At 67.9% G+C, this 26,173-nt stretch carries 26 protein-coding genes; 13 read left to right on the plus strand and 13 right to left on the minus strand.

Annotated features, from left to right (window positions below; genetic code table 11):
* The first annotated feature begins 56 nt into the window (after nucleotides 1-56).
* On the plus strand, nucleotides 57-293 hold the full coding sequence (locus DESTE_RS10995; protein WP_245590816.1) for a type II toxin-antitoxin system RelE family toxin: 237 nt from the start codon (nucleotides 57-59) through the stop codon (nucleotides 291-293).
* Nucleotides 277-615 carry a helix-turn-helix domain-containing protein gene (locus DESTE_RS11000; RefSeq protein WP_035067631.1) on the plus strand — a complete coding sequence of 113 codons (339 nt, stop codon included), beginning with the start codon at nucleotides 277-279 and terminating at the stop codon, nucleotides 613-615. Before DESTE_RS10995 ends, DESTE_RS11000 begins: the two co-directional genes overlap by 17 nt.
* A 115-nt stretch (nucleotides 616-730) precedes the next feature.
* Here the strand turns inward: DESTE_RS11000 and DESTE_RS11005 are convergent, their stop codons facing one another.
* Nucleotides 731-2,074: a glutamine synthetase family protein gene (locus DESTE_RS11005; protein ID WP_035067633.1), complete on the minus strand. Its 1,344-nt coding sequence runs from the start codon at nucleotides 2,072-2,074 to the stop codon at nucleotides 731-733.
* Between the two features lie 470 nt (nucleotides 2,075-2,544).
* Between DESTE_RS11005 and DESTE_RS11010 the strand changes: the two genes are divergently transcribed.
* From DESTE_RS11010 to DESTE_RS11025, 4 genes are all read left to right on the plus strand, one after another.
* Complete coding sequence (locus DESTE_RS11010) at nucleotides 2,545-3,054, plus strand: helix-turn-helix domain-containing protein (protein ID WP_035067635.1); 510 nt, start codon at nucleotides 2,545-2,547, stop codon at nucleotides 3,052-3,054.
* Nucleotides 3,054-3,656: a mobile mystery protein B gene (locus DESTE_RS11015; RefSeq protein WP_035067637.1), complete on the plus strand. Its 603-nt coding sequence runs from the start codon at nucleotides 3,054-3,056 to the stop codon at nucleotides 3,654-3,656. The genes DESTE_RS11010 and DESTE_RS11015 overlap by 1 nt, the downstream gene beginning before the upstream one ends.
* A 102-nt stretch (nucleotides 3,657-3,758) precedes the next feature.
* The gene (locus DESTE_RS11020) at nucleotides 3,759-4,742 is read left to right on the plus strand and encodes a hypothetical protein (protein ID WP_035067639.1); all 984 of its coding nucleotides are present in this window, start codon (nucleotides 3,759-3,761) and stop codon (nucleotides 4,740-4,742) included.
* Between the two features lie 398 nt (nucleotides 4,743-5,140).
* Nucleotides 5,141-6,442, plus strand: coding sequence for an MFS transporter (locus tag DESTE_RS11025; RefSeq protein WP_245590817.1), 1,302 nt, complete (start codon nucleotides 5,141-5,143; stop codon nucleotides 6,440-6,442).
* A 117-nt stretch (nucleotides 6,443-6,559) separates the two neighbouring features.
* Here the strand turns inward: DESTE_RS11025 and DESTE_RS11030 are convergent, their stop codons facing one another.
* The 4 genes from DESTE_RS11030 to DESTE_RS11045 form a co-directional block, all read right to left on the minus strand.
* A complete protein-coding gene (locus DESTE_RS11030; RefSeq protein ID WP_035067641.1) occupies nucleotides 6,560-7,438 on the minus strand; it encodes a universal stress protein in 879 nt (292 codons plus the stop codon).
* Nucleotides 7,425-8,483 carry a sulfite exporter TauE/SafE family protein gene (locus tag DESTE_RS11035; RefSeq protein WP_035067643.1) on the minus strand — a complete coding sequence of 353 codons (1,059 nt, stop codon included), beginning with the start codon at nucleotides 8,481-8,483 and terminating at the stop codon, nucleotides 7,425-7,427. The genes DESTE_RS11030 and DESTE_RS11035 overlap by 14 nt, the downstream gene beginning before the upstream one ends.
* Before the next feature lie 23 nt (nucleotides 8,484-8,506).
* Complete coding sequence (locus DESTE_RS11040) at nucleotides 8,507-8,827, minus strand: hypothetical protein (protein WP_035067644.1); 321 nt, start codon at nucleotides 8,825-8,827, stop codon at nucleotides 8,507-8,509.
* A 79-nt stretch (nucleotides 8,828-8,906) separates the two neighbouring features.
* Entirely contained in the window at nucleotides 8,907-9,464 is a 558-nt protein-coding gene (locus tag DESTE_RS11045) for a hypothetical protein (protein WP_035067645.1), read from the minus strand.
* Between the two features lie 615 nt (nucleotides 9,465-10,079).
* On the opposite strand from DESTE_RS11045, the gene DESTE_RS11055 reads away from it, so the two are divergent.
* The 5 genes from DESTE_RS11055 to DESTE_RS11075 all read left to right on the plus strand — a co-directional run bounded on the left by DESTE_RS11055 (nucleotide 10,080) and on the right by DESTE_RS11075 (nucleotide 17,731).
* A complete protein-coding gene (locus tag DESTE_RS11055) occupies nucleotides 10,080-12,371 on the plus strand; it encodes a S16 family serine protease (protein WP_035067647.1) in 2,292 nt (763 codons plus the stop codon).
* Nucleotides 12,359-14,089, plus strand: coding sequence for a sensor histidine kinase (locus tag DESTE_RS11060; RefSeq protein ID WP_035067648.1), 1,731 nt, complete (start codon nucleotides 12,359-12,361; stop codon nucleotides 14,087-14,089). Before DESTE_RS11055 ends, DESTE_RS11060 begins: the two co-directional genes overlap by 13 nt.
* Nucleotides 14,086-15,612 (plus strand): sigma-54-dependent transcriptional regulator, encoded by a 1,527-nt coding sequence (locus tag DESTE_RS11065; protein ID WP_156925328.1) that lies wholly within the window; start codon nucleotides 14,086-14,088, stop codon nucleotides 15,610-15,612. Before DESTE_RS11060 ends, DESTE_RS11065 begins: the two co-directional genes overlap by 4 nt.
* 219 nt (nucleotides 15,613-15,831) lie before the next feature.
* Nucleotides 15,832-16,782 carry an ABC transporter ATP-binding protein gene (locus DESTE_RS11070; protein WP_245590911.1) on the plus strand — a complete coding sequence of 317 codons (951 nt, stop codon included), beginning with the start codon at nucleotides 15,832-15,834 and terminating at the stop codon, nucleotides 16,780-16,782.
* A gap of 454 nt (nucleotides 16,783-17,236) precedes the next feature.
* Nucleotides 17,237-17,731 (plus strand): hypothetical protein, encoded by a 495-nt coding sequence (locus tag DESTE_RS11075; RefSeq protein ID WP_035067650.1) that lies wholly within the window; start codon nucleotides 17,237-17,239, stop codon nucleotides 17,729-17,731.
* 123 nt (nucleotides 17,732-17,854) lie between these two features.
* Here DESTE_RS11075 and DESTE_RS11080 read toward each other — a convergent pair whose 3' ends face one another.
* Nucleotides 17,855-18,772 (minus strand): ADP-ribosylglycohydrolase family protein, encoded by a 918-nt coding sequence (locus DESTE_RS11080; protein WP_035067652.1) that lies wholly within the window; start codon nucleotides 18,770-18,772, stop codon nucleotides 17,855-17,857.
* Between the two features lie 365 nt (nucleotides 18,773-19,137).
* Complete coding sequence (locus DESTE_RS11085) at nucleotides 19,138-19,323, minus strand: hypothetical protein (protein WP_035067654.1); 186 nt, start codon at nucleotides 19,321-19,323, stop codon at nucleotides 19,138-19,140.
* 251 nt (nucleotides 19,324-19,574) lie between these two features.
* Between DESTE_RS11085 and mnmM the strand changes: the two genes are divergently transcribed.
* On the plus strand, nucleotides 19,575-20,375 hold the full coding sequence (gene mnmM / locus DESTE_RS11090; protein WP_035067656.1) for a tRNA 5-(aminomethyl)-2-thiouridylate-methyltransferase MnmM: 801 nt from the start codon (nucleotides 19,575-19,577) through the stop codon (nucleotides 20,373-20,375).
* Nucleotides 20,376-20,477: 102 nt separating this feature from the next.
* Complete coding sequence (locus tag DESTE_RS11095) at nucleotides 20,478-20,720, plus strand: hypothetical protein (protein WP_035067658.1); 243 nt, start codon at nucleotides 20,478-20,480, stop codon at nucleotides 20,718-20,720.
* Nucleotides 20,721-20,830: 110 nt separating this feature from the next.
* On the opposite strand, the gene DESTE_RS11100 is transcribed toward DESTE_RS11095, so the two are convergent.
* From DESTE_RS11100 to DESTE_RS11125, 6 genes are all read right to left on the minus strand, one after another.
* A complete protein-coding gene (locus DESTE_RS11100; RefSeq protein ID WP_035067660.1) occupies nucleotides 20,831-21,289 on the minus strand; it encodes a periplasmic heavy metal sensor in 459 nt (152 codons plus the stop codon).
* A 494-nt stretch (nucleotides 21,290-21,783) separates the two neighbouring features.
* The gene (locus tag DESTE_RS11105) at nucleotides 21,784-22,407 is read right to left on the minus strand and encodes a tetratricopeptide repeat protein (protein WP_035067662.1); all 624 of its coding nucleotides are present in this window, start codon (nucleotides 22,405-22,407) and stop codon (nucleotides 21,784-21,786) included.
* A complete protein-coding gene (locus DESTE_RS11110; protein ID WP_035067663.1) occupies nucleotides 22,397-22,789 on the minus strand; it encodes a hypothetical protein in 393 nt (130 codons plus the stop codon). Before DESTE_RS11110 ends, DESTE_RS11105 begins: the two co-directional genes overlap by 11 nt.
* 2 nt (nucleotides 22,790-22,791) lie before the next feature.
* The gene (locus tag DESTE_RS11115) at nucleotides 22,792-23,460 is read right to left on the minus strand and encodes a YkgJ family cysteine cluster protein (RefSeq protein WP_035067665.1); all 669 of its coding nucleotides are present in this window, start codon (nucleotides 23,458-23,460) and stop codon (nucleotides 22,792-22,794) included.
* A gap of 509 nt (nucleotides 23,461-23,969) precedes the next feature.
* Nucleotides 23,970-24,158: a ferredoxin gene (locus DESTE_RS11120; protein WP_007525515.1), complete on the minus strand. Its 189-nt coding sequence runs from the start codon at nucleotides 24,156-24,158 to the stop codon at nucleotides 23,970-23,972.
* 293 nt (nucleotides 24,159-24,451) lie between these two features.
* Complete coding sequence (locus tag DESTE_RS11125; RefSeq protein ID WP_245590818.1) at nucleotides 24,452-26,035, minus strand: trypsin-like peptidase domain-containing protein; 1,584 nt, start codon at nucleotides 26,033-26,035, stop codon at nucleotides 24,452-24,454.
* Between the last annotated feature and the right edge of the window lie 138 nt (nucleotides 26,036-26,173).

Consider the following 26,173-nt stretch of genomic DNA (forward strand, 5'->3'; position numbering starts at 1 on the left):
TTGCCAGAAAACTTATTTTTACTTATTAAAAACTCATGGTGCGCATCGAGTGGGCAGTGAGGGCGGTGAAGCAGTTGCGCAAGCTGCCGCAAGGGGATCAGGTGAAGGTGCATGCCGCCGTGGGCGGGCTTGCGCAATGGCCTGACGTGCGGAACGTCAAGGCACTGGTCAACAGGGTCGACTACCGCCTGCGCGTGGGCAGCTACCGCGTCCTGTTCCACGTGCTGCCCGACGGTTCGGTGACCGTCATCAACATCGACGAGGTGAGGAAGCGCGATGAACATACCTACTGAACATCAGGTCATCCGGCACAACGGGCAGCCCGTGGCCGTCGTGGTGCCCTATGCGGAGTATGTTCGCACCTTCGGCGGACAGGACGTGCCGGACCCCACGGTGCCGCACGACGTTGTGGGCCGGGTTGTCGGTGATGGGGCCTCCCCTTGCCGGGCCTGGCGCGAACACCTTGGGCTGACCCAGGCCGAGGTTGCCAGCCGCATGGGCATCACCCAGTCCGCCTATGCCCAGATGGAGGCACCGGATGCCCGGCTGCGACCGGCCACGCGCCGCAGGATAGCCGCCGCGCTGGGCATTGCGGTGGAGCAACTCGACCTGTAGGCAGTGGACTTTCTGCCATGTCGCCCGATGCGGCATGCGTCAGTTTTCGAAAACAAAAGGCGTCGCAACCTGCTGGTTGCGACGCCTTGCGTTTCGGTGCGTATCCGGAGCGCGCCTACAGCACGGGCAGGTAGCGTTGCAACTCGAACTCGGAGACGTGGGTGCGGTAGTCGTCCCACTCGATGAGCTTGTTGCCCACCAGGTTGGCGTGGGTGTGTTCGCCCAGCACGTCCTGCATCAGGGAGCTGCCCTTCAGTTCCATGGCCGCCTCGTACAGCGAACCGGGCAGGGACCCGATGCCGTGCTTGGTCAGGTCTTCCTCGCCCATGTGGAAGATGTTGGCTTCCACGGCCTTGGGCAGTTCGTAGCTCTTTTCGATGCCTTCCAGCCCGGCGGCCAGCATCACCGCAAAGGCCAGGTACGGGTTGCAGGCCGGGTCGGGGCTGCGCAGTTCGATGCGGGTGGCCGCTTCCTTGCCGGGCTTGTACATGGGCACGCGGATGAGGGCCGAACGGTTGCGCTGCGCCCAGGCCAGGTACACCGGGGCCTCGTAGCCGGGCACCAGGCGCTTGTACGAGTTGATCCACTGGTTGGTGACGCAGCAGAACTCGCGCGCGTGCTTCAGCAGGCCTGCGATGTACGAGCGGCATTCGCCCGAAAGGTGGTGCGGGTCGTTGGGGTCGAAGAAGGCGTTGCGACCGTTGCGGAACAGCGACTGGTGCACGTGCATGCCGCTGCCGTTCTGGCCGAAGATGGGCTTGGGCATGAAGGTGGCGTACACCCCGTGCTTGCGGGCCATCTCCTTCACCACGACCTTGTAGGTCATGACGATGTCGGCCATCTTCATGGCCTCGTTGTAGCGCAGGTCGATCTCGTGCTGCGAGGGGGCCACCTCGTGGTGCGAATACTCCACGGCAATGCCCATGCGCTGCAACGCGAAGATGATGTCGCGCCGCACGTCGTTGCCCAGGTCCAGCGGGGGCGCGTCGAAGTAGCCGCCCGCATCGATGGGCTGCGGGCACTGCGAACTGGCGAACAGGAAGAATTCCAGTTCCGGGCCCACATAGTAGGTGTACCCCTTCTGCGCGGCCTTTTCGGTCAGCTTGCGCAGGATGTAGCGGGGGTCGCCCTCGTAGGGGGTGCCGTCGGGGTTGCGCACGTCGCAGAACATGCGCGCCACTGGGCGCTCCATGGGCCGCCAGGCGCAGATCTGGAAGGTGGTGGCGTCGGGAAAGGCCACCATGTCGCTTTCCTCGATGCGGGTGAAGCCCAGGATGGACGAGCCGTCAAAGCCCATGCCTTCCTCGAAGGCGGCTTCCAGTTCGCTGGGGGTTACCTGAAAGCTTTTCAGGTTGCCCAGAATGTCCACGAACCAGAACTGGATGAAGCTGACGTTGTATTCCTTGACCGCCCTGATGACATCATCGCCGTTCTTGCAATTGAAAACGGGAAAGTCCATGTGCACCTCCTGCAATTGGTGCTTCGCGCCCGGGTCGCGGCCCGGCCGGCCCCGCAAGGCCGTGGAGTGTCTGTAAGTGCCGCGTCGGGTGGCGCGTGTGAAGCCGGACGAATATCCGGCAGGAAACAGGTCGGGGCAATGCTAGCCATAGCAGATACGCGGGGGGGGTCAATGAAAAGCCCCCGGCTTGACATCATTGTAAAACATCGTGGGGATGCAGGCGGGGCGGGGTGTTGCGGGGGGGGGGCGAGAAACGTGCGGGAGGGCAGAGCCCGATACGGGGCCACGCGGGTTGGGGGAAGCGGGGCGTGCGGGGTCGCACGTCAGGTCGCACGTCAGGGCGCACGTTGGGTCGCACGTTGGGGCGTAGTGGGCAGGTGTCGCATTAGATAGGTATAGCTACCTTCTTGGCACATGAAAAAATATGTATTACTATCTTTCAAAGTCAAAAAAGATAGGAATAGCTACTTATGAGCGTCAGGGATACGGTTCGTTCACAGCAGGTCCGGCTGGTGGATATGGCGGCTGGCAAGGTTTCCGGGGTGCTCGTGCCCAAGGGGGGCTGGATTGCGGCGGTACGCAAGGCGCTGGGCATGTCGGGGGCGCAACTGGCCCGACGGCTTGGGGTGACCAATGCCGCCGTGTACCAGCACGAACGCAATGAGCCGGAAGGCGCAATCACTCTGCGGCAGATGGAAAGGATGGCCAAGGCCCTGGGCTGCCGCTTCGTCTACGCCATCGTGCCGAATGCACAGGTGGAAGGCACGCAGGCGGAAAACGCACATGGGGGAAACGGGCGGGTCGAGGATGTCCTTCGGCGACAGGCCCGCGCAAAGGCCGAGGCGCTGGTGCTGCGGGCCAGCGGGCACATGGCGCTGGAACAGCAGGCGCTGCCGCCCGAGCGGGTGCAGGAGGAAATCGCGCGCATGACCGAAGACCTGCTCCGCAACCCGCCCCCGGACTTCTGGGAGGAACGCTGATGCTTCCCAACCCGCCAAACTCAGGTGATCCCGAAGGCGCGACGCCCCTCGATCCTGACGAGGCGCGCGGGTTGAAGCACAGGCACGTCGCCACGCGCAGCCAACTGGACGAACTGGAGCAGGCCAACATCCAGCAGGGCCTTGCGTGGTTGGCGCGCACGCGCAACCGCGACATCCTGACACGGAACGTTCTCTGCCTGCTGCACGACAAGTTGTTCGGCGACGTGTGGCGCTGGGCGGGCCGGTTCAGGTTGACCGAAAAGAACATCGGCGTGGCCCCGTCGCAGGTGGCCGTGCAGTTGCAGGCGCTGTGCGACGATGCCCGCTTCTGGGCGGAAAACGCCACCTGGTCCCCCAGGGAGGCCGCCGCCCGCTTTCACCACCGCCTGGTGCAGATTCACCCTTTTCCCAACGGCAATGGCCGCCACGCCCGCATCGCGGCGGACGAGTATCTGAAGCAATATTTCGCTGCGCCCCCCATCGACTGGGCCACCGGCGTGAACCTGCAAGCCGACTCGGCGCGGCGTACCGCCTATATCGCGGCACTGCGCGCCGCCGACGGCGGCGACTATGCGCCGTTGCTGGCGTTTGTGGGCGCGTAGGAGCAGCCTTCCGCCGGAAATCTTTACGCGTACCCCTAATATCCTGCCCGGTGCTGCCGAAGAGATGACCAGCGGGGTGTGCCACGCCCCCGGGAGCACCACATGAGCCTGAACCTGACCCTTGGCGTGTTGCGCGCGCAGAACGGCCTTTCTCCGTACGGAGAAGGGCTGGGCGCGCTGCTGGGCACGTCTGTCGGGTCGGGCACCAGCACGGGGTCGGGTACGCGGGCTTCGGGCCTTTCGCCCGACAAGACCGCCGACGTGTTCGGCGCGGACATCGTGCGTCGGGCATCGGTGGCGCCTGCCGCAACCGATACGACGGGCACGACCACGAATGCCGCGACGGACGCGGCTTCCACCGCGCCAACCGACGCCGAGCGCGATGCCCTTTCCGGCGCGCTGTCCGGCAGCGTGCGCTGGGTGGCCGACAAGTTCGGCGATGCGGCGGCCACCGCCGTCATGGGCATCGTGTACAAGAGCATCGGCGACGGCCCTGTCACCGAAGATTCGCTGGGCGAAGGTCTGCTGAACGCCTTGCGCTTCGTGGACCGCCAGTTCGGCACGACATCGGGCGATGCGTTCATGGCGCAGCTCAATGGCGGCGGCCTCAACGACGCGCTCAACGACTACTTCGACAACGGCCTTTCCGAGCGGTTCATGGTGGCGGGCGCGGGCAACCTGGCCGACGACGCGGTGCAGGGGGCCGAGGCGGCCAAGGCCACGCTGGTGCAGCAGGCGGCGGAAGAAGATGGCGACGGCGGCACCGACGCCATGCAGTCGCTGCTGGACACGTTGCGCAAGATGGGCGTGGAGGACGCCACGGAACCGGGTGGGGCTGCCGGTTCGAACGGTGCGAACGGTGCCGCTTCAGGCAGCCAGGCCGCCGGGACCAGCGCCGCCGATACCATGTCTGGGCTGCTGTCCGGCGCGTTGTCTTCCCTCTCCGGATTCTTGGGACAGGCCGGATTTTCAGGCCAGGCCGGCAGCCGCGCGGGCGGCCTGGCCGCCGGGTACGGGCCCACCGGCGCGGCGGCGCAGGCCCCGGATGCCCTTGCCCCCGGCCTGCTGCTGCAAGCCAGCGTCTAGCCGTTCATGCGCCTGCGGGCGCCTTGCGCGGCAATCCGCCGCACCTCCTCACCGGGCACCGCCTGGTGTTTTCGTTTCGGAAGCCCTGCCGCGCAAGGGCTCCCCTGCCTGCTTGCCATGGTCAGGCAGAGGCGTATACCGGACTCCCCGTCTGCTCAATGAAGCGGCGACGACCGGCTCCCCAACCCGGTTCGCGACCTTCCCCGACTGGCCTTTCCCCACGGCATGTCCTGCATGCCCGGCTTCTACACACTCCGCCACCTTCGGGTTCCTTCATGCCCACACCCAACTCCGCTTCGCCGTCCCAGGATAGCCCCGCGTCTTCACCGCCCGGCCCGACTGGCCCGACTGGCCCGTCTGAACCGACTGACTCGACAGGCCCCCAAGGCGGCAGTTCGTTGCGTGAGGTAACCCGCATCCCCTCGCTGCCGCGCTTCTGGATCAGCCAGTGCGGTTCGTACCTGGCCTACAACATGCTGGCCGTGGTCATCGGCTGGCAGATCTACGCCATGACCGGCAGCGCCCTGCACCTCGGCCTGGTGGGGCTGGCCCAGTTCACCCCGCAATTGCTGCTTACCCTGGTGGTGGGCGGCGTGGCCGACCGCTTCGACCGGCGGCGCATCGCCTTCTGCTGCCAGTTGGCCGAAGGGCTGATGGCCGTGGCCCTGGCCGTGGGCAGCGCCACGGGCACCCTGACCCCTGCCGGGGTATTCGCCGGGGCCTTTCTGACCGGCGCGGCCCGTGCCTTCGAGCAACCCGCCATGAGCGCCCTGCTGCCCGGCCTGGTGCCGGTGCAGGTGCTGCCCCGCGTGCTGGCCTTTGGCGCCGGGCTGCGTCAGGCGTCCATCATTGCAGGCCCGGCGCTGGGCGGCTTTCTGTGCGCCGCCGGTGCCCAGGTGGGCTACGGGGTGTGCGGCGCGGCGTTTCTGATCGCGTGCGTGGCCATCCTGCTGGTGCGCCGACCGGACACGGCGGCAAAACGCGAGCCCATGACCCTGCGTTCGCTGTTCGGGGGCATCGACTACGTGCGGCGCAACCCGGTCATCCTGGGGGCCATCTCGCTGGACCTCTTTTCGGTGCTGCTGGGCGGGGCCACGGCCCTGCTGCCCATCTACGCCAGCGACATCCTGCACACGGGGCCGTGGGGCCTCGGCCTGTTGCGCGCCTCCCCGGCCGTGGGCGCGCTGTGCATGTCGGTGTACCTGGCCCGCGTGCCCATGCGGCGGCGGGTGGGCAGGCGGCTGTTCGCCGGGGTGGTGGGCTTCGGCGTGGCCACCGTCACCTTCGGGCTGTCGCGCAGCTTCCCGCTGTCCATGGCCGCCCTGGCCATGCTGGGCTCGTGCGACATGATCAGCGTGGTGGTGCGCCAGACCCTGGTGCAGCTGGAAACGCCGGACGCCATGCGCGGCCGCGTGGGCGCGGTGAATTCGGTGTTCATCGGCACTTCCAACCAGCTTGGCGAATTCGAGTCCGGGGTTACCGCCGCGTGGTTCGGCGCCACCGGTTCGGTGGTGCTGGGGGGCGTGGGCACCATTCTCGTGGCCCTGCTGTGGATGCGCCTGTTCCCGGCCCTGCTGCACCGCGACCAACTGGTGAGCACGCCCGCCGCAGCCCCCGATACGGAGCCGGACGCGGAACCCGACGCGACGCAGGACGCGAAACCCGACCCGGAACCGGAATCGGCGCGGGCATCCGGTTAGTTCTTCTCTTTCCGCTCCGCACGCGCAAGGGCCGCACGGCGGGCGTTTGCTGCCCGGCCATGCGGCCTTTGCCGCGCCTGCCTCGTGGCGTTGGCAGGGGGTTTCCCGAAGGAAGTCCTATCGCCGCAACCTGTCCCGCACGGCCACGTAGACCGGGATGCGCGAACTGGCCACCACCTCTTCGGCCACGCTGCCCAGCAGCAGCCGGGCCAGCCCCCCCTTGCCGTGCGAGGCGATGAACAGGCATTCCGCGCCCAGCCGTCCGGCCGTGGCCAAGATGCGCTCCGCCGCCTCGCCCTGGGCCACGTGGCCGCGCGCCCGCACCCCTTCCTGCGCGGCCCGCGCCGCGATGGCCTCCACCACGGCCCGGCCGTGCTCCACCTCCATGTCCGCCGCCAGCTGCCCTTCCGCCGAGTCGGGAAAGGCCCAGTCGGTCAAGTCGGCCACGTACAGCACATGCAGGTCCGCATCATGCTCGCGCGCCAGTTGCAACGCGGTGACGGCGGCATAGGTGCAGTAGCGCGAACCGTCCGTGGCCAGCAGGATGGAGTCGAAGCCCAGCACCGCGCCCTGCGGCACCAGCAGCACGTCGCGCTCGCTGTGGCCGATGGTGCGCAGCGGCACGTTGCCGCGCACCAGCCGCCCCAGGGCGGACCGGTCGGCCACGCCCATGGCGATGAGGTCGGCCTTCAGCCTGCGGGCGGTGTCCACGATGACCTCGAAGGGCTCGCCTTCCTCGCACAGGCAGTCGATGTCCATGCCGCGCGCGTTGGCCATCTCCAGCGCGCGGGCCAGGGCCATCTCGCTGGGCTGGCGCAGCAGCCGCTTCAGGTCCGCCAGGGCGCTGGAACCAAGATCGCCGGTGTAGGGCGGCACCACGGAGAGTACCGCCACCCGGCACTTGCGGGTGGCGGCAAACTCCAGAATCTGGTCCAGCGCGTACAGGGAATGCTCATCGCCGGTGACGGGCACCAGCAGACGCTCAAGCCTGCCCATGCGCCTCCTCCCTCGCGGCCATGCGACCCTTCCACATGCTGCCGAGGATGATCACCGCGCCGGTCAGCAGGGCCAGACACATGGACCCGAAGCTGATCTTGCCCAGCACGTCGAGCACTTCGGGCGACATGTCCATAAAGCCCAGCTTCACCAGGTAGCGCGGCAGGGCAATGCCACGGCTCACGGCCACGATGAGCATGATCACGGCCATGACCATCTTGATCATGTGCTCGCGCACGTAGGTGGTGCCGATGGCCCCCAGCTGCACGCCCAGCAGCGAACCGCCAAGAATGATCAGCACCAGGCGGATGTCCACCATGCCGTGCATGGCCCAGTTGATGGACCCGCCAAGGCCCATGACGAAGGCGATGACCAGTTCGGTGGCCGAAGCCATCAGCCCGGGCACGCCCATGACGTAGATCATGCCGGGCACGCCGACGAACCCGCCCACGGCGATGGTGGCGGCCAGCATGCCGGTGGCGAAGCCCACGGGCAGGGTGAACCACAGCGAAATGCGGATGCCGGAGCGGCGGAAGGTGATCATGGGCGGCAGTTCGATGGCCTGCAGGCGCAGGGCCAGGGGCGCGGTGGTTTCCACGCCGCCGCAGCGGGCGCAGCGCAGCGCGTCACGCATGACGTAGCCGCCCACCAGCACCAGCACCGCCACGAAGGACAGGCTGACGTACAGGTCGGACCCGACCTGGCCCCACTTTTCCAGAATGATCTGCTGGATGCGGATGCCGATCTGCACGCCCACGGCGGCGGACGCCGCCATGACCAGGCCCAGCTTCACGTCCACCTGGCCGTAGCGGAAGCGCTTGATGGCCCCCACCAGCGCCTTGGGGAACTTGTGGCACATGTTGCTGGCCACGGCCACGGTGCCGGGCACGCCCAGGCTCATCATGCCGGGGGTGAGCACGAAGGCCCCGCCCGAGCCGATGAACCCGCTGACCAGCCCGCCGATGAAGCCGACGAGGAACAGGAAGCAGACGCCCGATGCGGTAAGGTCGATGAACTTTGTGGGGTCCAGTGCAAGGATATCCATGATGCGTCTCCTGAAGGGCGCCGCTAGGCGTTCAGCGTGGCGCGGCGCGCGGCCGGGCGGACGGTGGCGGGCTGGCCGACAGTGGCCGTGGTCGTTTCCGTCTTGCGGGCGGTCTTGCGGGTGGCTTCTATGCCCAGCACGCTCCACAGGCTGCCGGTGAACTCACCGTGCACGTACGAGAACAGGAATACCGTGGCGATGGGCCCGGCGGCCCAGTACGAACCCTGGGCGAAATGGGCGGCGATGGTGTCCGCGAAGGCGAACACCCCTGCGTACAGGGCGGCGGACAGGATGCCGAAGACGATCATCTTGCCCCAGGGCTTGCGTGCGGTTTGCGTTGCCATTGCTAACTCCCGTGTGGTGGCGCCGCCTGCGTGACGGCCCGTTGTCCCCGTAGGCGGGGGTTGTCGAGGGCGGTCGCCCTCATTCCACCGTGAACAGCGCAAGGCCGGTGCGGCCCCGCATCAGTTCGCTCTCTTCCGGTTCGCTCAGGATCAACTCGACGCGGCCATGAGCGCGCGCCGCTTCTTCCACTGCGTGGTCCGGCCTTCCGGCCGGGGAGAAGCGCACCTCGTGCAGGGCGGCCATGCCCCGCGCCCGCGCCGCTTCCACCCATTCAAGGGCCCCCGCCCGCGCCTGCCGTTCGAAGGCTGCGCGGCGGTAGGCGTCGTGGGACGCATCGCCCACGTGCAGGAACAGAAGGCCGCTGCCCATGCGTCCGGCCAGGCTCAGGGCGTAGCCCGCAAGGCGCGAGGACAGGCCGCAGCCGTGTCCCAGCACCAGGATGCGACGCACCTGGGCCTCGCCCCGGCGGATGACCGCCCCGGCAAGCAACTGCTCGCCCGCCTCGGCCAGGGCCAGGGCCTCTGCGTAGTCGGCCAGGCGTTCCTCCATCCGCACGGCGGCGGTGGAACGCATGCGGATGTCGCCCTGCCCGGCGTCACCGCCAAGGGCGGCATGGCGAAACCATCTACCGGGCATGGGCGACCTCCACGAAAAAGATGCGGGCGGATGAGTGGCAGACTGCGCGCAGGGAACGGGCCGCCCGTGAACGATGGAACAAAGGCATGCTACTCGGCTCTCAGCACCGGGCGCTGACGTTGCCCGGCGGTTGCGGTGCGGGACTGCGCACCCGTTGCGGGGGACGCGGGGGACGCGGAAGGCTGGGTCGCCTCCGTGTGGTGGGCTTGCCCGGTCTGGCGGACGGCATCGTCACCGCCCCGCAGCTGCCACACGGCCTCGTCCGGCCGGTTCCGTTCCGCAAAGGCCACAGCGACAAATGCCGACTCGATCGATTCGCGGATGGTTCCCATTTTGCTTCCTCACGGTTTGTGTGTGCTTACGCATAAACAAGTGTCGTGCCAGCGCATGTAGATTTTAGTAATTGTCTGTATTTCAAGACTATTTGTGTTATTTGCGGAGGGCGGGCCAAAAACGCAGGCCGTTGCAAAGTGCAACGCCAACTGCTACCAGTCCGCATAACAGGTCGGTTTTGCGCGGGTTCGTGAAAAAAGGCACAGCGTTGCAGAACGCAACGGTGCTTCACTCCGCAACAGTGCTGCCGACCGGGCCCAGAGAGAATGCGAGGAGGCACGCATGATCTTCTTTCGGCGGCAGGGCGGGGACACCCCGACAGAATCATCCGACGCGGCGGGCCAGGCAGGCCAGGCGGGCCAGGCAGGGCAGACGAGCGCCCAATCCGCGCCAGCAGACCCCACCGGCCTGCGGGCCAGATGCGCGGCGGCGGACCTGCCCGATGCGGTGCGCGAGGTGCTGGACGCGGAAATAGGCCGCATGGAAAAGACCGACGCGGCAGCGCCGGAAAACGCCATTGCCCTCAATTATGTGGAATGCCTGCTGGACCTGCCGTGGAACGGGTTGACCCGCGACAGTCTGGACCTTGCACGCGCGGCGGCGGTGTTCGACGCCAGCCACGCGGGCCTTGGCCAGGTGCGCGAACGGGTGCTGGAGCACCTGGCCGCGCGCGTGCTGTGCGCCACCCAGCCCGCCGCCGTGCTGGTGGTGGACGATGAAACCATCGCCCGCGACAACGTGGCCCACGTGCTGGCGCGCGAAGGGTACACGGTGGACACGGCGGCCAACGGCGAAGAGGCGTTGGCCCGTCTGGCGCAGCGCAGCTACGACTGCATCGTCACCGACCTGAAGATGGACCGCATGGACGGCATGCAGCTGATGGAGGCGGCGCGGCGGATGGCCCCGGACACGCGCATCGTGGTGGTGACCGGCTACGCCACGGTGGACACCGCCGTGCAGGCCCTGAAGACCGGCGCGGTGCAGTACCTGTCCAAGCCCATCGACATCGCGGAACTGCGGGCCACGGTGCGCGAAGCCCTGGCAGGCCGCGCGCAGGGGCTGTCGTCGCGCGCGCCGGTGCTGTGCTTCACCGGGCCACCCGGCGTGGGCAAGACCTCCGTGGGCCGGGCGCTGGCCGAGGCGTTGGGGCGGCGCTTCTACCGCATGTCGCTGGCCGACCTGCGCGACGAGGCGGAACTGCGCGGCCACCGGCGCACCTACGTGGGGGCCATGCCGGGTCGGATCATCCAGGCCCTGCGCGCCACGGGGGTGCGCAACCCGGTGTTCATGCTGGACGAGATCGACAAGGTGGGACAGGACGCCAAGGGCGACCCGGCCATGGCCTTGCTGGAAGTGCTGGACCCGGAGCAGAACGCCCGCTTCGTGGACCGCTATCTGGAAATCCCCTTCGACCTTTCGCAGGTGTTGTTCATCGCCACGGCCAACGGGGTGGAGCGGCTGCGCGGCCCCCTGCTGGACCGCATGGAGGTGGTGGAATTCCACGGCTACGCAGAGGCGGACAAGCTGGACATCGCCACCCGCTTCCTGCTGCCCCGCCAACTGCGCGAACACGGGCTGACCGCGCCCTATCCGCAGGTGACGCAGGGCGCCCTTGCGCGGGTCATCAACGACTACACCAGCGAGGCGGGCGTGCGCGGGCTGGAGCGCGAACTGGCCCGGCTGTGCCGCAAGCTGGCCCGGCTGCGGCTGGAGGCTGGCGGGCATGCGGGCGGGGCGGGCGCGCCATCAGGCGTCGCCCCCGGCACGCCTGCGCCGGGCGCTTTGTCGTCAGACGCCAGGCAGGAAGACGCCCCGCTTTCCAACACGCTGCTGGTGGACGATGCCGTTGCCGCCGCCCTGCTGGGGCCGCCGCGTTACCGGCACGACGCGGCCCACGGCGTACCCCGCGTGGGCACGGCCACCGGGCTGGTGTGGTCCGAGGCGGGCGGCGAGATCGTGTTCGTGGAGGCGGCCCGCATGGCCGGTTCCGGCCAGCTCATCCTTACCGGCTCGCTGGGCGAGGTGCTGAAGGAATCGGCGCGCATCGCGCTCAGCCACATCCGGGCAGAGGCGGAGCATCTGGGCGTGTCCGGTCTCTCCGGTCAGGCGGACGAGGGGCACTCAGGCCAGCCCGGCCAGGGCGACACCCCCGCGCAGGACATTCACATCCACATTCCCGCCGGGGGCATCGCCAAGGATGGCCCCTCTGCCGGGCTGACCATCTGCGTGGCCCTTGTCTCGCTGCTGTCGGGCCGTCCGGCGCGGGCCGACGTGGCTCTTTCGGGCGAACTTTCGCTGTCCGGGCGGGTCCTGCCGGTAAGCGGCGTGCGCGAAAAACTGCTGGCCGCAGCGCGGGCCGGGGCGCGCACCGTGGTGCTGCCCGCCGACAACGAACCGGAGGCGCGCAGCCTGCTGGCGGAATTTGCCGCGCGCGGGTCCGGCGGCCTGCCGCAGGTGGCCTTTGCCGCGCGGGTGCAGGACGCGCTGGCCGTGGCCCTGCTGCCTGCCAAACCCGGAGGCGGCGCCGAGGACGGTCCGGCTGGCAACGAGGGGGGCGCACCGTGCAGTTCCTGATTCGCCGACTGGCCTCGGGCAACATCCGGCAACTGGTGCTGTTCGGCATCTCGGTGTCCATTCTCGGCTTCTCGCTGCTGGGCGGGCTGTCGTACAACTACCTGTTGCAGATCGAGGACGCCCTGGCACTGGCCGAGGTGGTGGACGACCTGAGCAACGACATCCTGGAAATCCGCCGCTACGAGAAGAACTACCTGCTCTACGCCATGGAGGAGGACCACGCCGAGAACCTGGTGTTCATCGGTCGGGCGCTGGACGTTATCGAGCGCATCGAACCGGGCGGCGGCCAATCGGGCCAATCGGGTCAATCGGGCCAGACTGGCCAGCCGGGCCAGCCGGGCCAGCCGGGCCCATCCGGACTGTCGGGCACCGATCTGCGGGGCAGCGACGGGCTGCGTGCCCTGCGTCGCGACCTGCACGGCTACCGCGACACCTTCAGCCGACTGGGCGAGGTGCAACTGGCCGGGCAGATGCGCGAGCGCGAGCGGGGAGCCCTGCGCGAGGACCTGCGCGAGCAGGGCAAGGCGCTGGTGGCGCAGGCCCGTCAGATCGTCACTTACCAGCGCGAGCGCATCCTGGGCATCGTGGGGTCGCTGAAGCATCAGCTGCTGCTGTCCATCGGGGCCATGGTGGGGCTGGCGGCGTTCTTTTCGTGGCTTATCGGGCGGCGCATTCTGGGCGCACTGTCGGTCATCGAGCGATCGGCCCGGCAGATCGTGCAGGGCAGCCTGGAACGGTTGCCCCTGCCCGCCACCAGCGACGAGACGCGCGGCGTGGTGGAGGCCTTCAACCACATGCTGGTGGAGCTGGAACACCGCCAGAACCAGCTGGTGCAGGAAAAGAAGCTGGCCTCGCTGGGGGTGCTGACATCGGGCATCGCGCACCAGCTGAACAACCCGCTGAACAACATTTCCACCTCGTGCCAGATACTGCGCGAGGAGCTGCGGTACGCCGCTGGCGAGGCCGACGGATCGGGCGGGCAGGGCGGATCGGGTGGACAGGATGGACCGGGAGGACAGGCGGGACCGGGCGGACCGGGTGGATCGGGCGGATTGGGCGGTCCCGGTGGTGCAGGCGCCCTCGACCCGGTCTTTGCCGGGCGCATGCTGGAGAACATCCACCAGGAAGTGCGCCGCTCGCGCGACATCGTGAAGGGCCTGCTGGACTTCTCGCGCGAGACGGAGTTTTCGCTGAAACCCGTGGCCCTGCGCGACGTGGTGGGGCGCAGCGTGGCGCTTGTGGCCAGCGAGGTGCCCGCGTGCATCGCCATCGACGCCGATGTGCCCGACGACATCGTGCTGCCGCTGGACGTGCAGCGGTTTCAGGAAGTGCTGCTGAACCTGCTCATCAACGCCATCCAGGCGGTGCAGGCCATTCAGGCGGTGCAGGAGCGGGACTGCGACGCACCGGAAGGGGGAACGCCCAGCGCCGGGGCCATCACCGTCACCGCCACGCGCGACGTGGCGACGCGGCAGGTGGTGCTGCGCGTGACCGATACGGGCATCGGCATCGGGGCGGAACATCTGGGCCGCATCTTCGACCCGTTTTTCACCCTGAAGGAAGTGGGCAAGGGCACCGGCCTCGGGCTGTCCGTGGCCTTCGGCATCATTCGCAAGCACGGCGGCACCATAGGGGTGGAAAGCACCCCCGGCGCGGGCACATGCTTCACCATCCGGCTGCCGCTGGGCGCGCCGGAACCCACGGGAGACGCGGCATGAACGACGCACCCGGACGGACGACGACAGCCGTCCCGCCTTCCAGAACGCCCCAAGCCCCCCCATCGCCGCAGCCTTCGGCCACACCCGGCCCGGCCCGCATCCTGGTTGTGGATGACGAAGCCATCGCCCGCGACAATCTGGCGCTGGCGCTGGGAAGGCAGGGGCACGAGACGTTCACCGCCGCCAACGGGACAGAGGCGCTGGAACTGCTGGCCGGGGCGGACTTCGATCTGGTGCTCACCGACCTGATGATGCAGGGCATGGACGGGCTGGACCTGTTGCGCGCCGTGCGGCTGCGCCACCCCGACACCGAGGTGGTGGTGGTCACCGGCTACCCCACGGTGAAGACGGCGGTGGAGGCCATGCACGCCGGGGCCTACCACTACCTGCCCAAACCCTACGACCTGGACGAGGCGCGGGCGCTGGTGCAGAAGGCGCTGGAAAAGCGCCGCCTGAAGCAGGAGGTAGCCCGCCTGCGCGAACAACTGCGCGAACGCTCGCTGCCCGTGCCCCTGCTGGGTGCTGCCCCGTGCATGCAGGCGCTGAAGCGCACCATCGCCCAGGTGGCGCCGTCGGACGTCACCGTGCTGATCCTGGGCGAGACGGGCACCGGCAAGGAACTGGCCGCGCGCATGGTGCACCTGTTCAGCCGCCGGTCCGAATCGCGCTTTCTGGCCATCAACTGCGGGGCGTTCAACGAGGAACTGCTGGAAAGCGAGCTGTTCGGGCACGAGCAGGGGGCCTTTTCCGGCGCGGTACGCCAGCGCAAGGGGCTGTTCGAGGCGGCGGAAGGCGGCACGCTGTTCCTCGACGAGGTGGGCGAAATGTCGCTGCCCATGCAGGTCAAGCTGCTGCGCGCGGTGCAGGAACGCACCATCCGCCGGGTGGGCGGCACGGCGGACATTCCCGTGGACGTGCGCCTGCTGGCTGCCACCAACAAGGATCTGGCGGCAGAGGCGGCGGCCGGGCGCTTCCGGCACGACCTGTACTACCGCCTGAACGTGGTGGTGCTGCGCATGCCCCCGCTGGCCGAACGCATGGAAGACGTGCCCCTGCTGGCCCAGTATTTTGCGGAAAAGGCCGCGCGCGACACGGGCAGGCCCGCCCCGCACATCGCGCCGGAAACCCTGGGCGTGCTGGCACGCTATCCCTTTCCGGGCAACGTGCGCGAACTGCACAACATCATCGAGCGGGCCGCCGTGCTCTGTTCGGGCGATACCATCACCCCGGCGGATCTGCCGCGCGACCTGCGGGCATTGGCCGGGATCGGGGCAGGGCCCGGCGCGGGCGGCGGCGCGGCAGGACCGGCGCTGGTGCTGCGCGCCGACGAGGGGGCCCGCATGACCGGCGGGACGGGTGAAGGCATGACCCCCGATGGCCGCCCCATGACCCTGGACGAGAACGAGCGGGCGCACATCGAATGGGTGCTGGAGCTGGCAGGCGGCAACCGGACGCAGGCCGCAAAGGTGCTGAACATCGACCGTGCCTCGCTGTGGCGCAAGCTGAAACGCTACGGGTTGTAGCCGGGCGCGTGACCTGGGCGGCGAGAAAGGCTGCGGCCACGGGCGCGAACAGGCGCGAACGGGCGCGAACCGTCTGGACGCGCCACCCCGCCCCATGCCATTCTCGCGGCGGCCCGGCATGTGCCCGTCACGTCCTCCATTTCGAGACACAGGAGATTCGCCATAGCACCGCTTCTGGAACTGCGCGGCCTTGGCCGCCACTTCACCGTGCGCCGGGGCATGTTCGACCCCACGCCCGCCGTGTTGCGCGCCGTGGACGGCGTGTCGCTGACCCTGGACCGGGGCCGCACCCTGGGCCTGGTGGGCGAAAGCGGCTGCGGCAAGTCCACCCTGGCCCGCATGGTGGTGGGGCTGCTGCCCCCCAGCGCGGGGCAGGTGCTGCTGGATGGCCGCCTGTTCGCGGGGGCGGCCAGCGACGCTGCGAATGGCGGCGTGACCGGACATGCCGTCGGCCCGGCCATTGCGCGCGCCGAGGCCGCACAACTGGTGCAGATGGTCTTTCAGGACCCCTTCTCGTCGCTGAACCCGCGCCGTACAGTGGGGGCCTCCATCGGCGAGGCGCTGGCCGTGGCCGGGGCGCCCGGCGCGGAACGGCGAGCCAAAGTGGCGGACATGCTGCAACTGGTGGGCCTGCGACCGGAACACGCCGACCGCTACCCGCACGAATTTTCCGGCGGCCAGCGCCAGCGCGTGGCCGTGGCCCGCGCCCTGATCACCCACCCGGCGCTGGTGGTGTGCGACGAACCGGTGTCCTCGCTGGATGCATCCGTGCAGGCGCAGGTGCTGAACCTGCTGCGCGAGTTGCAGGAACAGATGGGCCTTGCCTACCTGTTCATTTCGCACGACCTTGGCGTGGTGGGCCACATGAGCGACCACGTGGCCGTGATGTACCTTGGCAAGGTGGTGGAGGAAGCCCCGCGCGACGTGCTGTTCGCCGCGCCCGCCCACCCGTACACCCGTGCCCTGCTGGCATCGGTGCCCGTGCGCGACCCGGCCCGGCGCGCCGAACACCCGGCGCTGTCCGGCGACCTGCCCAGCCCCATTGCCCCGCCGCCCGGCTGCCCCTTTCACCCGCGTTGTCCGCAGGTCATGGACGTATGCCGCCGCGTTGTGCCCGGCTGGCATGCCGTTGCCGAAGGGCAGCATGCGCGCTGCCACCTGCATGCCTAGGGGACTGCTTCTAACTTGTCTTTTCGCCCGTTGGCTGCGTCAAACTTCGCCCGCCATGGCTTTGCTGTCCTTATCCGTAAGACTCGCGCTACGCGCTCGCCTAACGGCTAAGGCTCGGTCGAATACGATAAGAGTATGCGCTGCGGTCGCCATCCGTAAGGCTCGCAGACTCGCCTGACGGCTGCCGCACTCCCTCATGGCAGGCTCGTTTTCCTTGCCAACGAGCGAAAATCCTACGTTAGGCGCGCTCGCTGAAAGCGTGTTTCGTTTTTGGGTGCTTCCATGTAGCTTGTGAAAAAACGTACTTGACGAGCGGCCTTGCCGTCACCATAGTGCGGGTGCCCCGCCGCGCGCCGCGTCACGACGCGATTCCGTACGGCAGGGGCCATCGAAGACCACGAACCTCCGGCCCCGGCAACTCCGGCGGCGGGGGTGAACACGCCAAGGAGTGTCCATGTCCGCGGAATTCGTCAACGCCATCCATGCCGTCAGCGAAGTGCTGATGTTCGAAAACTGGCTGCGCTTCTATTTCATCACCGAAGAAGGCGACAAGCTGTTCATCCGCGTGCCGGAAACGGCGGAGAAACGCATCCGCGAGGAGTATCCCCACCTGTTCGGCCTGCTGGAGCTGCTGAACAACAAGGAGATCACCTACGAAACCTCGCGCGACGCGGTGTGCAGCTTCGTGGCGTCCGACGTGGACGGTTCGCGCATGAAGGCGGGCAGTTCCGAGAAGGTCTTCGACAGCAGCCTGTTCCAGTTCGAGATGCAGCTGTTCAACATCTGGGTGCAGTCGCACGAGGAACAGCTGGACAAGGGCTTCATGGACCTGCGCAAGTGGCAGGAACTGTACGCGGAATGGAAGCGCTCGGACAAAGTCAAGGAATACATGGCCGAACTGAAGGACGCCTCCACCCGCACCGCGCCCGACTGCGATTCCGTGCAGTAGGTCGACAATCCCTTCCTCCGTGGCGGGGGGCTGGCATGCAATGAAGACGGGAATGATGACGGGGAGAATGCTGCAGGCATCCTCCCCGTTTCTTGTTGTACGCTGTCGTATCCTGCCGCGCGGCTACACGCCCAGCGTGTCCAGCGCCGCCTCGATTTCAGGCCGCGCGACCAGCGGGGCCAGCCAGCGTTCGGGCATCCAGCCAAGGCCGTGCCGCGCGCCGAACAGCATACCCAGGGCCAGGCCGCGCGCGCATGAATCGCCCCCGGCCATGACGTTGTCCACAAGTCCGGTTTCCGGGGCGGCCTCGTGCTTCAGGGCCGTGTGCACCACCCCCAGAAAGGCCCCCTGCATGCCGCACGACTGCCCGAAGCGGGCGATGGCGGCGGGGGTTTCCTCGGTCAGGGACATGTCGGCAAAGGCCAGCCAGTCTTCGGCGGGCAGGGCCGCGTAGCGGGCCGTGGCGGCATGGTCGAAGGCGGCGCGCATGTCCGTTCCGCGCAGCAGGGCGGCGGCGGCCCGCGCCATGAATTCCGCGCCGTCGGCAATGACCGGGCTGCCGTGGGTCATCAGGGTCTGGGCGCGCGCGGCGTTGACCAGCCCTTCCTCGTCTTTGGGGTCTGAGCCCAGAACGGCCAGCAGCGGGGCCATGCGGGCCGCTCCGGCAAAGTCGTTGGTGGCGGCGCCGGTCTGTTCCGGGGCGCGTCCGGCGGCGAAGTTGGCCAGGGCCTCGCGGCTGGCCTTGTCCATGTAGCCGGTGTAGCCGCCCTCCATCAGGCCGCGCCAGCGCGCGGCAAAATCGGCCAGGTCGAACGTACCCTTGCCCGCCACCGAGCGCAGCAGCAGCAGGGTCTGGTCGCCGTAGTGCGACTGGGCTCCCGCGCCCTTGCCGCTATGGTAGTCGTTGAGGGTGGGTGGCAGCAAATCGGTCACCCGGCCCAACTGGCGCGCGATGCGCCCCTGATCGTATTCCCAGTGCGCCCCCAGCGACAGTGCATCCGCCGCCAGCGACGCCAGAATGGCGCTGCGTATCCTGCTCATGTTCCACCTCGGGGGTTGCGGCCCGCGGCGGCGGACCGGTGAGCGACACCTCGCCCAACTATACGACACGATGCGCGCCGGGGCCAGAGGCGGCGGCAAACGAACGCGGCGGGAGCGCCGGGGCCTGCCGGGGCCTGCCGGGGAATGCCGGGGACAGGCGGGCAGATGCGGCTGCCGTGGCCGCGTGCGTGCGGGGGAGGATACGGCGAAAAACACGAAACGCACGGGGTGCACCGTGCGTTCATTGGTCTGCGTCTTGGAGGTGGATGCGTGTTTGTCAGAGGAGGGGCCGGGGAGGCCCTTTCGGGCCTCCCCGGTGCCGGAAACCGCTCGCCCGGTTTGCCGGCGGGGGCAGAGGAGGTCAGCTAGCTGAAGCTGACGGGGGGAGTGTCCAGGATGGACGGGGATGCCGGGGATATGCGCTGCGCTTCCCGCCAGAGGGCCGCCAGGGCCACGACGGCTTCCCTGTCTTCTTCGGGAAGGGCATCGATAAGGGCATCCAGGGGAGGAGGGGTTGCCACTGCGTTGCGGCAAGTTTCTGGAGTGTGCATGTCTGTTGCGGCTCCTTGTTCCGTTACGCCACAAGGTTAGCAGGGACCGTGCCAAACATGTTTTATTTGTATAATCAGTATATTATGAGGATACAGCCGCTACGGGCACGCTGGCGGATGTGCAAGCGGCGACACAGATGTGGTGCAGCGCGTTGCACATGTGCACAAGCTCGCGCCTGACTGCGTGGGTGTCCGGGCCGGGTGCTTGTCGTCGGGGGGGCGGGTGGCGTACCACGGTGCCGGAGGTACGCATGACCCGCTTCGGTTCCGATGATGCCGCCTGCCCCGGCCCGTGCATGGAGCTGTTCGGCTGTTCTGGCGGCGATGGACTGCCTGCCCTGCGCGACCTGTCGCAGCAGGCGGTGGCCCATGCGCTGGCGCGTGCGCTGACATACGTACCGACCCATGCCCCGGCCGATGCTCCGACAGGTACCGTGAAGGACGGGGCGTCGGGCGCGATGACAGGTGATGTCCCGTGGCCCGTGGCTGTGGACGGCACGGCGGGCAACGGTCATGACACGCTGTTTCTGGCCCGGCTGGTGGGCTCGCGCGGGCTTGTACACGCCTTCGACGTGCAGCCCAGGGCGCTGGCCCGCACGGCGGAACGCCTGGCGGAAGCGGGGTTGGAGGAGCGGGTGGTGCTGCATGGTCGGGGGCACGAGGAGCTGGCGGCGGCGCTGGCTGCGCCCCTGTCCGAATCCCTGTCCGAATCCCTGTCCGTGTCGACGGATGGGGCGGCATGGCCGCCCCGCATCATGGCGGCCATGTTCAACCTGGGCTTTCTGCCTGGCAGCGACCGCAGCGTGACCACCCGCTCGGAGACCACCCTGACGGCGCTGGAGGCCCTGTTGCCGCTGATGGTGCCGGGCGGGGTGATTTCTCTGCACGTCTACGCCGGGCACCCCGGCGGCGCGGACGAGGCCGCCGCGCTGGAAGAACGATTTGCCACGCTGGACTGGAACTGCTGGCGGGTGGCCCGCTACGAGTTCGCCAACAAGCCCCGCAACCCGGAGCGGCTGTTGTTGCTGTTGCGGCTGCCCGGCCCGGTGTAGTCCTTCGTCATTCCGAAACCTGCACCGCACGCCGTCCATGCCGACCGCATTCCAGGTCGCCGGGGCGCACGGTGCACAAACATACCCCGTGAGCAGGTTGCCATGACCACCGATGCTTCCGTGTTTCCCGATCCTTCCGACGACGACCTGTGGATGGCCGTGCGCGCCGACCTGGAAACCCGCTTTCCCGGTCGCTACGACGAGGCTGCCGTGCGCCGCGCCTTTGAGGCGGTGTGCGCGGGCGAGGACGACTACCTGCCCCTGCGCGCCCTGCTCAAGAAGGTGCGCATGGCCTGCATGTGGACCCGGCCCAGCCTGGATGGCCGGGCCGAAGGGGCGGAATAGCCCTGCAGGACCGCACCGTTCCGGGTGCTGACGCAGCGCGCATGCATGAGGGACGAACACTGCGGAAATACGGGCCTGTGCCAGCCTGCCCCATTCCCCCCTGCCTGTACTCAGGGCAGCAGAGGATGGCGGAACAGCGGGTGCGCGGCGTGGCGCTCCAGCAGCCCGGCCAGACGGTCCCGCTGGGCCGGAGACAGCCCGGCGTGAAATTCCACGAAGGCGTCGCGCGCATGGGCATAGGCCTGCTCGGCAAGCTGGCGCTTGTCCGCAAACAGCCGGTCCAGTGCATCCGGGGCCATGGTTTCGTCGCGGATGGCCGCGTGCAGGCGCTGGCGCAAGTCCGCGTTGTGGCGGCGCAACCCGTCCAGGTTGCGTTCGTGGGCGTCCAGACGCCGGGCCAACTGCCGCGCGTCGTCCGGCGACAGATCCAGTTCGCGGGCCACGGTGCGCGCCACGCGGCGCATGTCCACCCCGGCCAGGCGCGCCGCAATGCGCCGCCTGTTGTACCACAGCACGCAGAGCACGGTGGCCTTGACCGCCCCCACCCCCACGGCGAATTCCCAACTCATGCGGTGTCTCCGGATATGTTCGTGGCGGCATCGCACCGGACAAGGCCCGCCTCTCCGCTCAGGGGCCGGCCCAGCCGCCACCGGGTTTCGTGGTGCCAGATCGTGTCCGGTCATGTCCATCCGGCATGCACGAAAAAGGGGGAAGGGCCAAGGTCCCTCCCCCTTCCAGGTTGTTGACAAAGCCTTTTTTTGTACGCCTCCGGCGGCCAAGGGGCTGCCGCCCCTTGGAACCCCATGTTTTATGCTTTCCTAATGTCCAGGAAACACAAATGAAAGTTTTGGGGGGAGGGGGTGCGGGGGAGGAGACCCTTTTCCAAAAGGGTCCCTCCCCCGCAAGAGTTTGGGTTTGTCAGCAGTCTGAAAGGGGGAAGGGCCAAGGCCCCTCCCCCTTCGTCATTCTTCGCGTGATCCGTGCTCCCCTGCCCGCCCTATGGCCAATGAAGCCAACTAAACCAATTGGACCAACGGGCGAAAGGACAATTCAGAAACAGCCCCTAGCGGTGGGCTTCCAGATCCTTCAGGAACTCCGGACGCACCTCGAAGCCGCAGGCAGCGGCCTGATCGGCAAACTGCACGGCCTGGACGAATTCGCCCCGCTCGAAGTGGGCCAGCGCCAGGTTGTTGTAGGCCGGGCCAAAGCCGGGTTCGCGCTTGATGGCCTCGCGGCTGATCTGGATGGAGGACTCGTAGTCGCCCTGCATGTAGTAGGCGGCGCCCATGGTGGCCATGGCCTGGATGAAGTCCGGGTCCCACTTCAGGGCTTTTTTCAGGGCCTTGATGGCTTCTTCCGGTTCGCCACGCTGCAGGTGCACGAAGCCGATGTTGCTCCACGGCACCGGGAACTTGGCGCGGCACTGGGCCGCTTCCTCGTTGTAGCGCAGGCAGCCTTCCAGGTCGCCGCGCTGCAGGCAGATGCCGCCCAGCTGCACGTAGGCTTCGGCCAGGCGGGGCGAGTTGCGCACCGCGCTCAGGAACGACTCTTCCGCCGCCACGAAGTCGCGCTTGTGCAGCAGGGCCACGCCAAGGTTGTAGTGATGGTTGGCGCAGTTCTCGCTCTTTTCTATTTCGGCCCGCAGGTCGGCGATGTACTCGTCAATGTCATCGTACTTATCCTTCATCGACGTGACCCTCCTTGATCAGAATATTGTAGTACCACACGCAGAAATCGAACACGCCGCGGTACTTTTCGTCCTTGTTGACGATGCCGAGGGCGGTTTCAAGCGCGCCGCGGCCGTATTCGTTGGTGTAGTCCTTCTTGTTGGCGGTCTGCAGAAATTCGCGCACGAGTTGCTGGGTGGTGCGCTTGGTGATGTCCTGACGCGTGTCCAGCGGGTCGTTGGGCTTCTGGAAGGGGTCCCAGTTTTCGTAGCCGACGCGCTCCACGTACTTGCGCCGCCGGGGGGACATGGCGTCCCAGATGGCGCGCTTCTGGACTTCCTCGTCCGGTGTCAGTTCCCGCGTGGTGCTGTCGCGGAACATGGAGCCCGAGATGTTGACCATGCTCAGTCCTCCTTCTTCACCGGGCCGATGCCAAGATAGGCGTTGTCGTATCTGGTGATCAGCGCCATGGACACCGGCACGTAGACCTGATCCAACTCGCGGTAGCGCGACTGCACGGCCACCAGGATTTCGTGGCTGAGGGCCGCCAGCCGTTCGTGGATCTTGTCCAGGGCCACGGTGGGATAACGCCCGCCGGGGGCGAAGCCGGTGCGGCCACAGGTGTGGGCCACGCCGCCAATGGCGGTGGGGATGCCGTACAGACGGCAGGTGATGGGCCGGTGGGCGTACATGGCGCAGGTGTCGTCGTCGCCCAGCAGGGGGCAGCGGATGCGTTCGCGCGCCACTTCGGCCAGCAGTTCGGCAGAATCGCGGCCGGTCAGCGATTCCTTGTACAGGCGGCGCTTCAGGCGCACGGCCTGGCGGTCTGCCGCGTCGGCCCGCTCGAGAATGGCGGAACGTTCCGCCCCGAACCCGAACGCTTCGGCGAAGCGCTGGTTCAGGTACATGGCCTCCACCAGGCCGAGGTCGAACAGGGCGTGGCAGCAATCGCTGCAGCCAAGGCCGCAGGTCACGCAGTCGGCGTGCTGCGAACGCACGCGCTCGAACAGCGCATCGGCTTCTGCCACCAGTCGTTCATATTTGGCGAAGATTTCCGTCAGGTCCACGGTCATCCATTCTGCTCCTTGGGGGCCGCGCGTGCGCGACCGTCATGCGATGGCCCGACAGGTTGGCGTATCGGGCGCTGGGCGGACTCGGTCGTTCTGTGGCCGGAATGCACACCCCAAGGTTGCCGCCGTCGGTTGCCGTGCGGCACGGTCTGCTGGTCGGCGTGCGGACGGAGGTTCGCGCGGCTCCCGCGCGGGCGTGCGGATGTGCGGGAATACGCGGTGCGGGCGGGCGACACGCCACGGAAAGGCAACCCCCGTTTCCGTTGTGGCGTGGGGCGCGGGGCAGGGCATGGCCCCTGTCCCCTGACGGCCATGCGGGCCGCGTGCAACGCTGCCCCCCGATGGTTTCCGAAATCTGGCTCGAAGTCTGGCCCAGGCGTCTGTTGCCGACGTCAGGCCCCGGAATCAGGCCCCGAAATCAGGCCCTGACGTGTGCTTCTGATGCGGCAAATGCCGCCGGACGGCGCAAACGTCGTCCGGCGGCATGACGAGCAAATCCGGAAAGGCGGCGACTAGTTCTCTTCGACGGTGATCGCGCCGGCTTCGCAGACTTCCACGCAGGATTCACAGCCAAGGCATTCTTCTTCGTTCACGGGAACAGCCTTGCCGTCCTGCAGTTCGTAAACTTCGACGGGGCACACGTCCACGCATTCGCCGTCGCCGGTACACTTATCGGTGTCAACAGTAACAGTCCAACCCATGTCATCCTCCAGGCGTGTTTTTCGGCCGACGACGTAGTCGGCTTTTGGGGAACAATCTCCTGTCGTGATTGCATAAAAACCGCGTCACGACAGGGTTTGACGGCTTACCATCGAAATTGCAGATAGCTGGCGGCAACCGGGGTGTCAAGCTTTGACGCAAATTCTCATCATTGCGAGACGCGGGAATTTCGGCGCCGCAAAAATCGCGCCCCCTAGGGCTGTCCCACCTTTGGGATTTTTGCCCGGCGCCGGGGCTACCCCGTACCGCCGCGCACAACTCCCCGCGGCAGCGCCTACAACGCCAGCGATACGTAGTACCCCTTGCCGCCGCGCTGGATGAGCAGGGTCACCTTGCCCGCCAGCCGGTAGCGGGCAAAAGCCTGGGCAAAGTCGCGGGTGTTGCCCACGCGCACGCTGCCCACTTGGCGCACCACGTCGCCCGGGGCCAACCCCAGCCGCGCGGCCGGGCTGGAGGGCAGCACGGCGTTGATGCGTACGCCTCCGGTTCGTTGATCCTGCGCTTCCTGCACGCGCAGCCCCCAGCGCCGCTCGGACAGCCGTTCCGCCATGTCCTGCGTGAACACGGCCGGGGTCATGCGCAGGGTGGTCGTTCTGCCTTCGCGCAGCAGGCCCACCTCCAGCGTGTCGCGGTGGGTGTAGTTGCGCAGCAGCATGATGTAGGCGTCCTTGTCTTCCACGGGGTTGCCGTTGAGGGAGACCAGCACGTCGCCCGCGCGCAGCCCGGCCTTTGCCGCCGGGGTGTCCTGCTGCACTTCGGTCACCAGCATGCCCGAGGCGCGCTTCAGCCCCAGCCAGGCCGCCGTGCGCTGGTCGATGTCCTGCCCCAGCACGCCCAGCCACACCGGGTCCACCCGGCCCTGGCCCAGCAGTTCCTCGACCACGCGGCGGGCCTTGTCCACGGGAATGGCGAAGCCGATGCCCTCGCCCTTGGCGTAGACCGCCGTGTTGATGCCGATGAGCTCGCCCATGATGTTCAGCAGCGGCCCGCCGCTGTTACCGGGGTTGATGGCGGCGTCGGTCTGGATGAGGTCGGTGATCATGCCCTGTTCCACCTTGATGGACCGGCCAAGGGCCGAGACCACCCCGGTGGTCACCGTGTGCGCGAAGCCGAAGGGGTTGCCGATGGCGATGACCGTTTCGCCGGGCATCAGGTCGGACGAGGTGGCCATCTTCACGGCGGGCAGGTTCTGCGCGCCGGGCACGCGCAGCACGGCGATGTCGAAATCGGTGTCCGCCCCCAGCAGTTCCGCATCCAGCGAGCGGCCATCCAGCAGGTGCACGGCGATGCCCGTGGCCCCGGCGATGACGTGGGCGTTGGTCAGCACGATGCCGGTGTGCCCGCCGTCGGGGTTGATGATCACCCCGGAACCCAGACTGCGCCGGGTCTGGCGCTGGGTGGGCAGGCTGGGGAACATTTCGCGCGCGGCCTCGTCGTCCATCAGGCCGGGGAAGGGGTTGAAGTTGCGTTCCACCACCCGCGCGGTGGTGATGTTGACCACGGCGGGGGCCACGGCGCTGACCGCGCGCACCACCGGGGTGAGGCGCGGGCTGTTGTCCGGAATGCCGGGTGGCAGGGAGGGCGAACGCGGCGTGGGCACGGTGATGGCCGCGCGGCCCGGCTGCGAGGATACCGGCTGATCCGCCTGCAACGGCGCGGGCCGGGATTCCACCGCCAGCGCGGGCCGGGGCGAAAGCGGGAACGCGTGGGGCAGCGGGGCGAAGGCGATGGCTACCGCCAGGGCGGTCAGGGCCAGGGTCGCGCGTCCGGCGATCCGGGCGATCAGGACAAGGCAACCGGCGTGGGCGGCACGGCGGGGCGTTGCGGTACGGCGGGACAACAATCCATGCATGAACATCGTGGGTGCTCCCCTGAGGTTCTCGATTTTTGCACGCATCACTATGCGACCTGCGGCGGGCAACGGCAAGGGGCAGGGGCGCAGAAGCCCTGTGTCCCGGCCCGTTTCGTCCGGCTTGCCTTGCCCGGCCCGTGGCGC

This window comes from Nitratidesulfovibrio termitidis HI1, from assembly GCF_000504305.1.
Taxonomy (GTDB): Bacteria; Desulfobacterota; Desulfovibrionia; order Desulfovibrionales; family Desulfovibrionaceae; genus Cupidesulfovibrio; species Cupidesulfovibrio termitidis.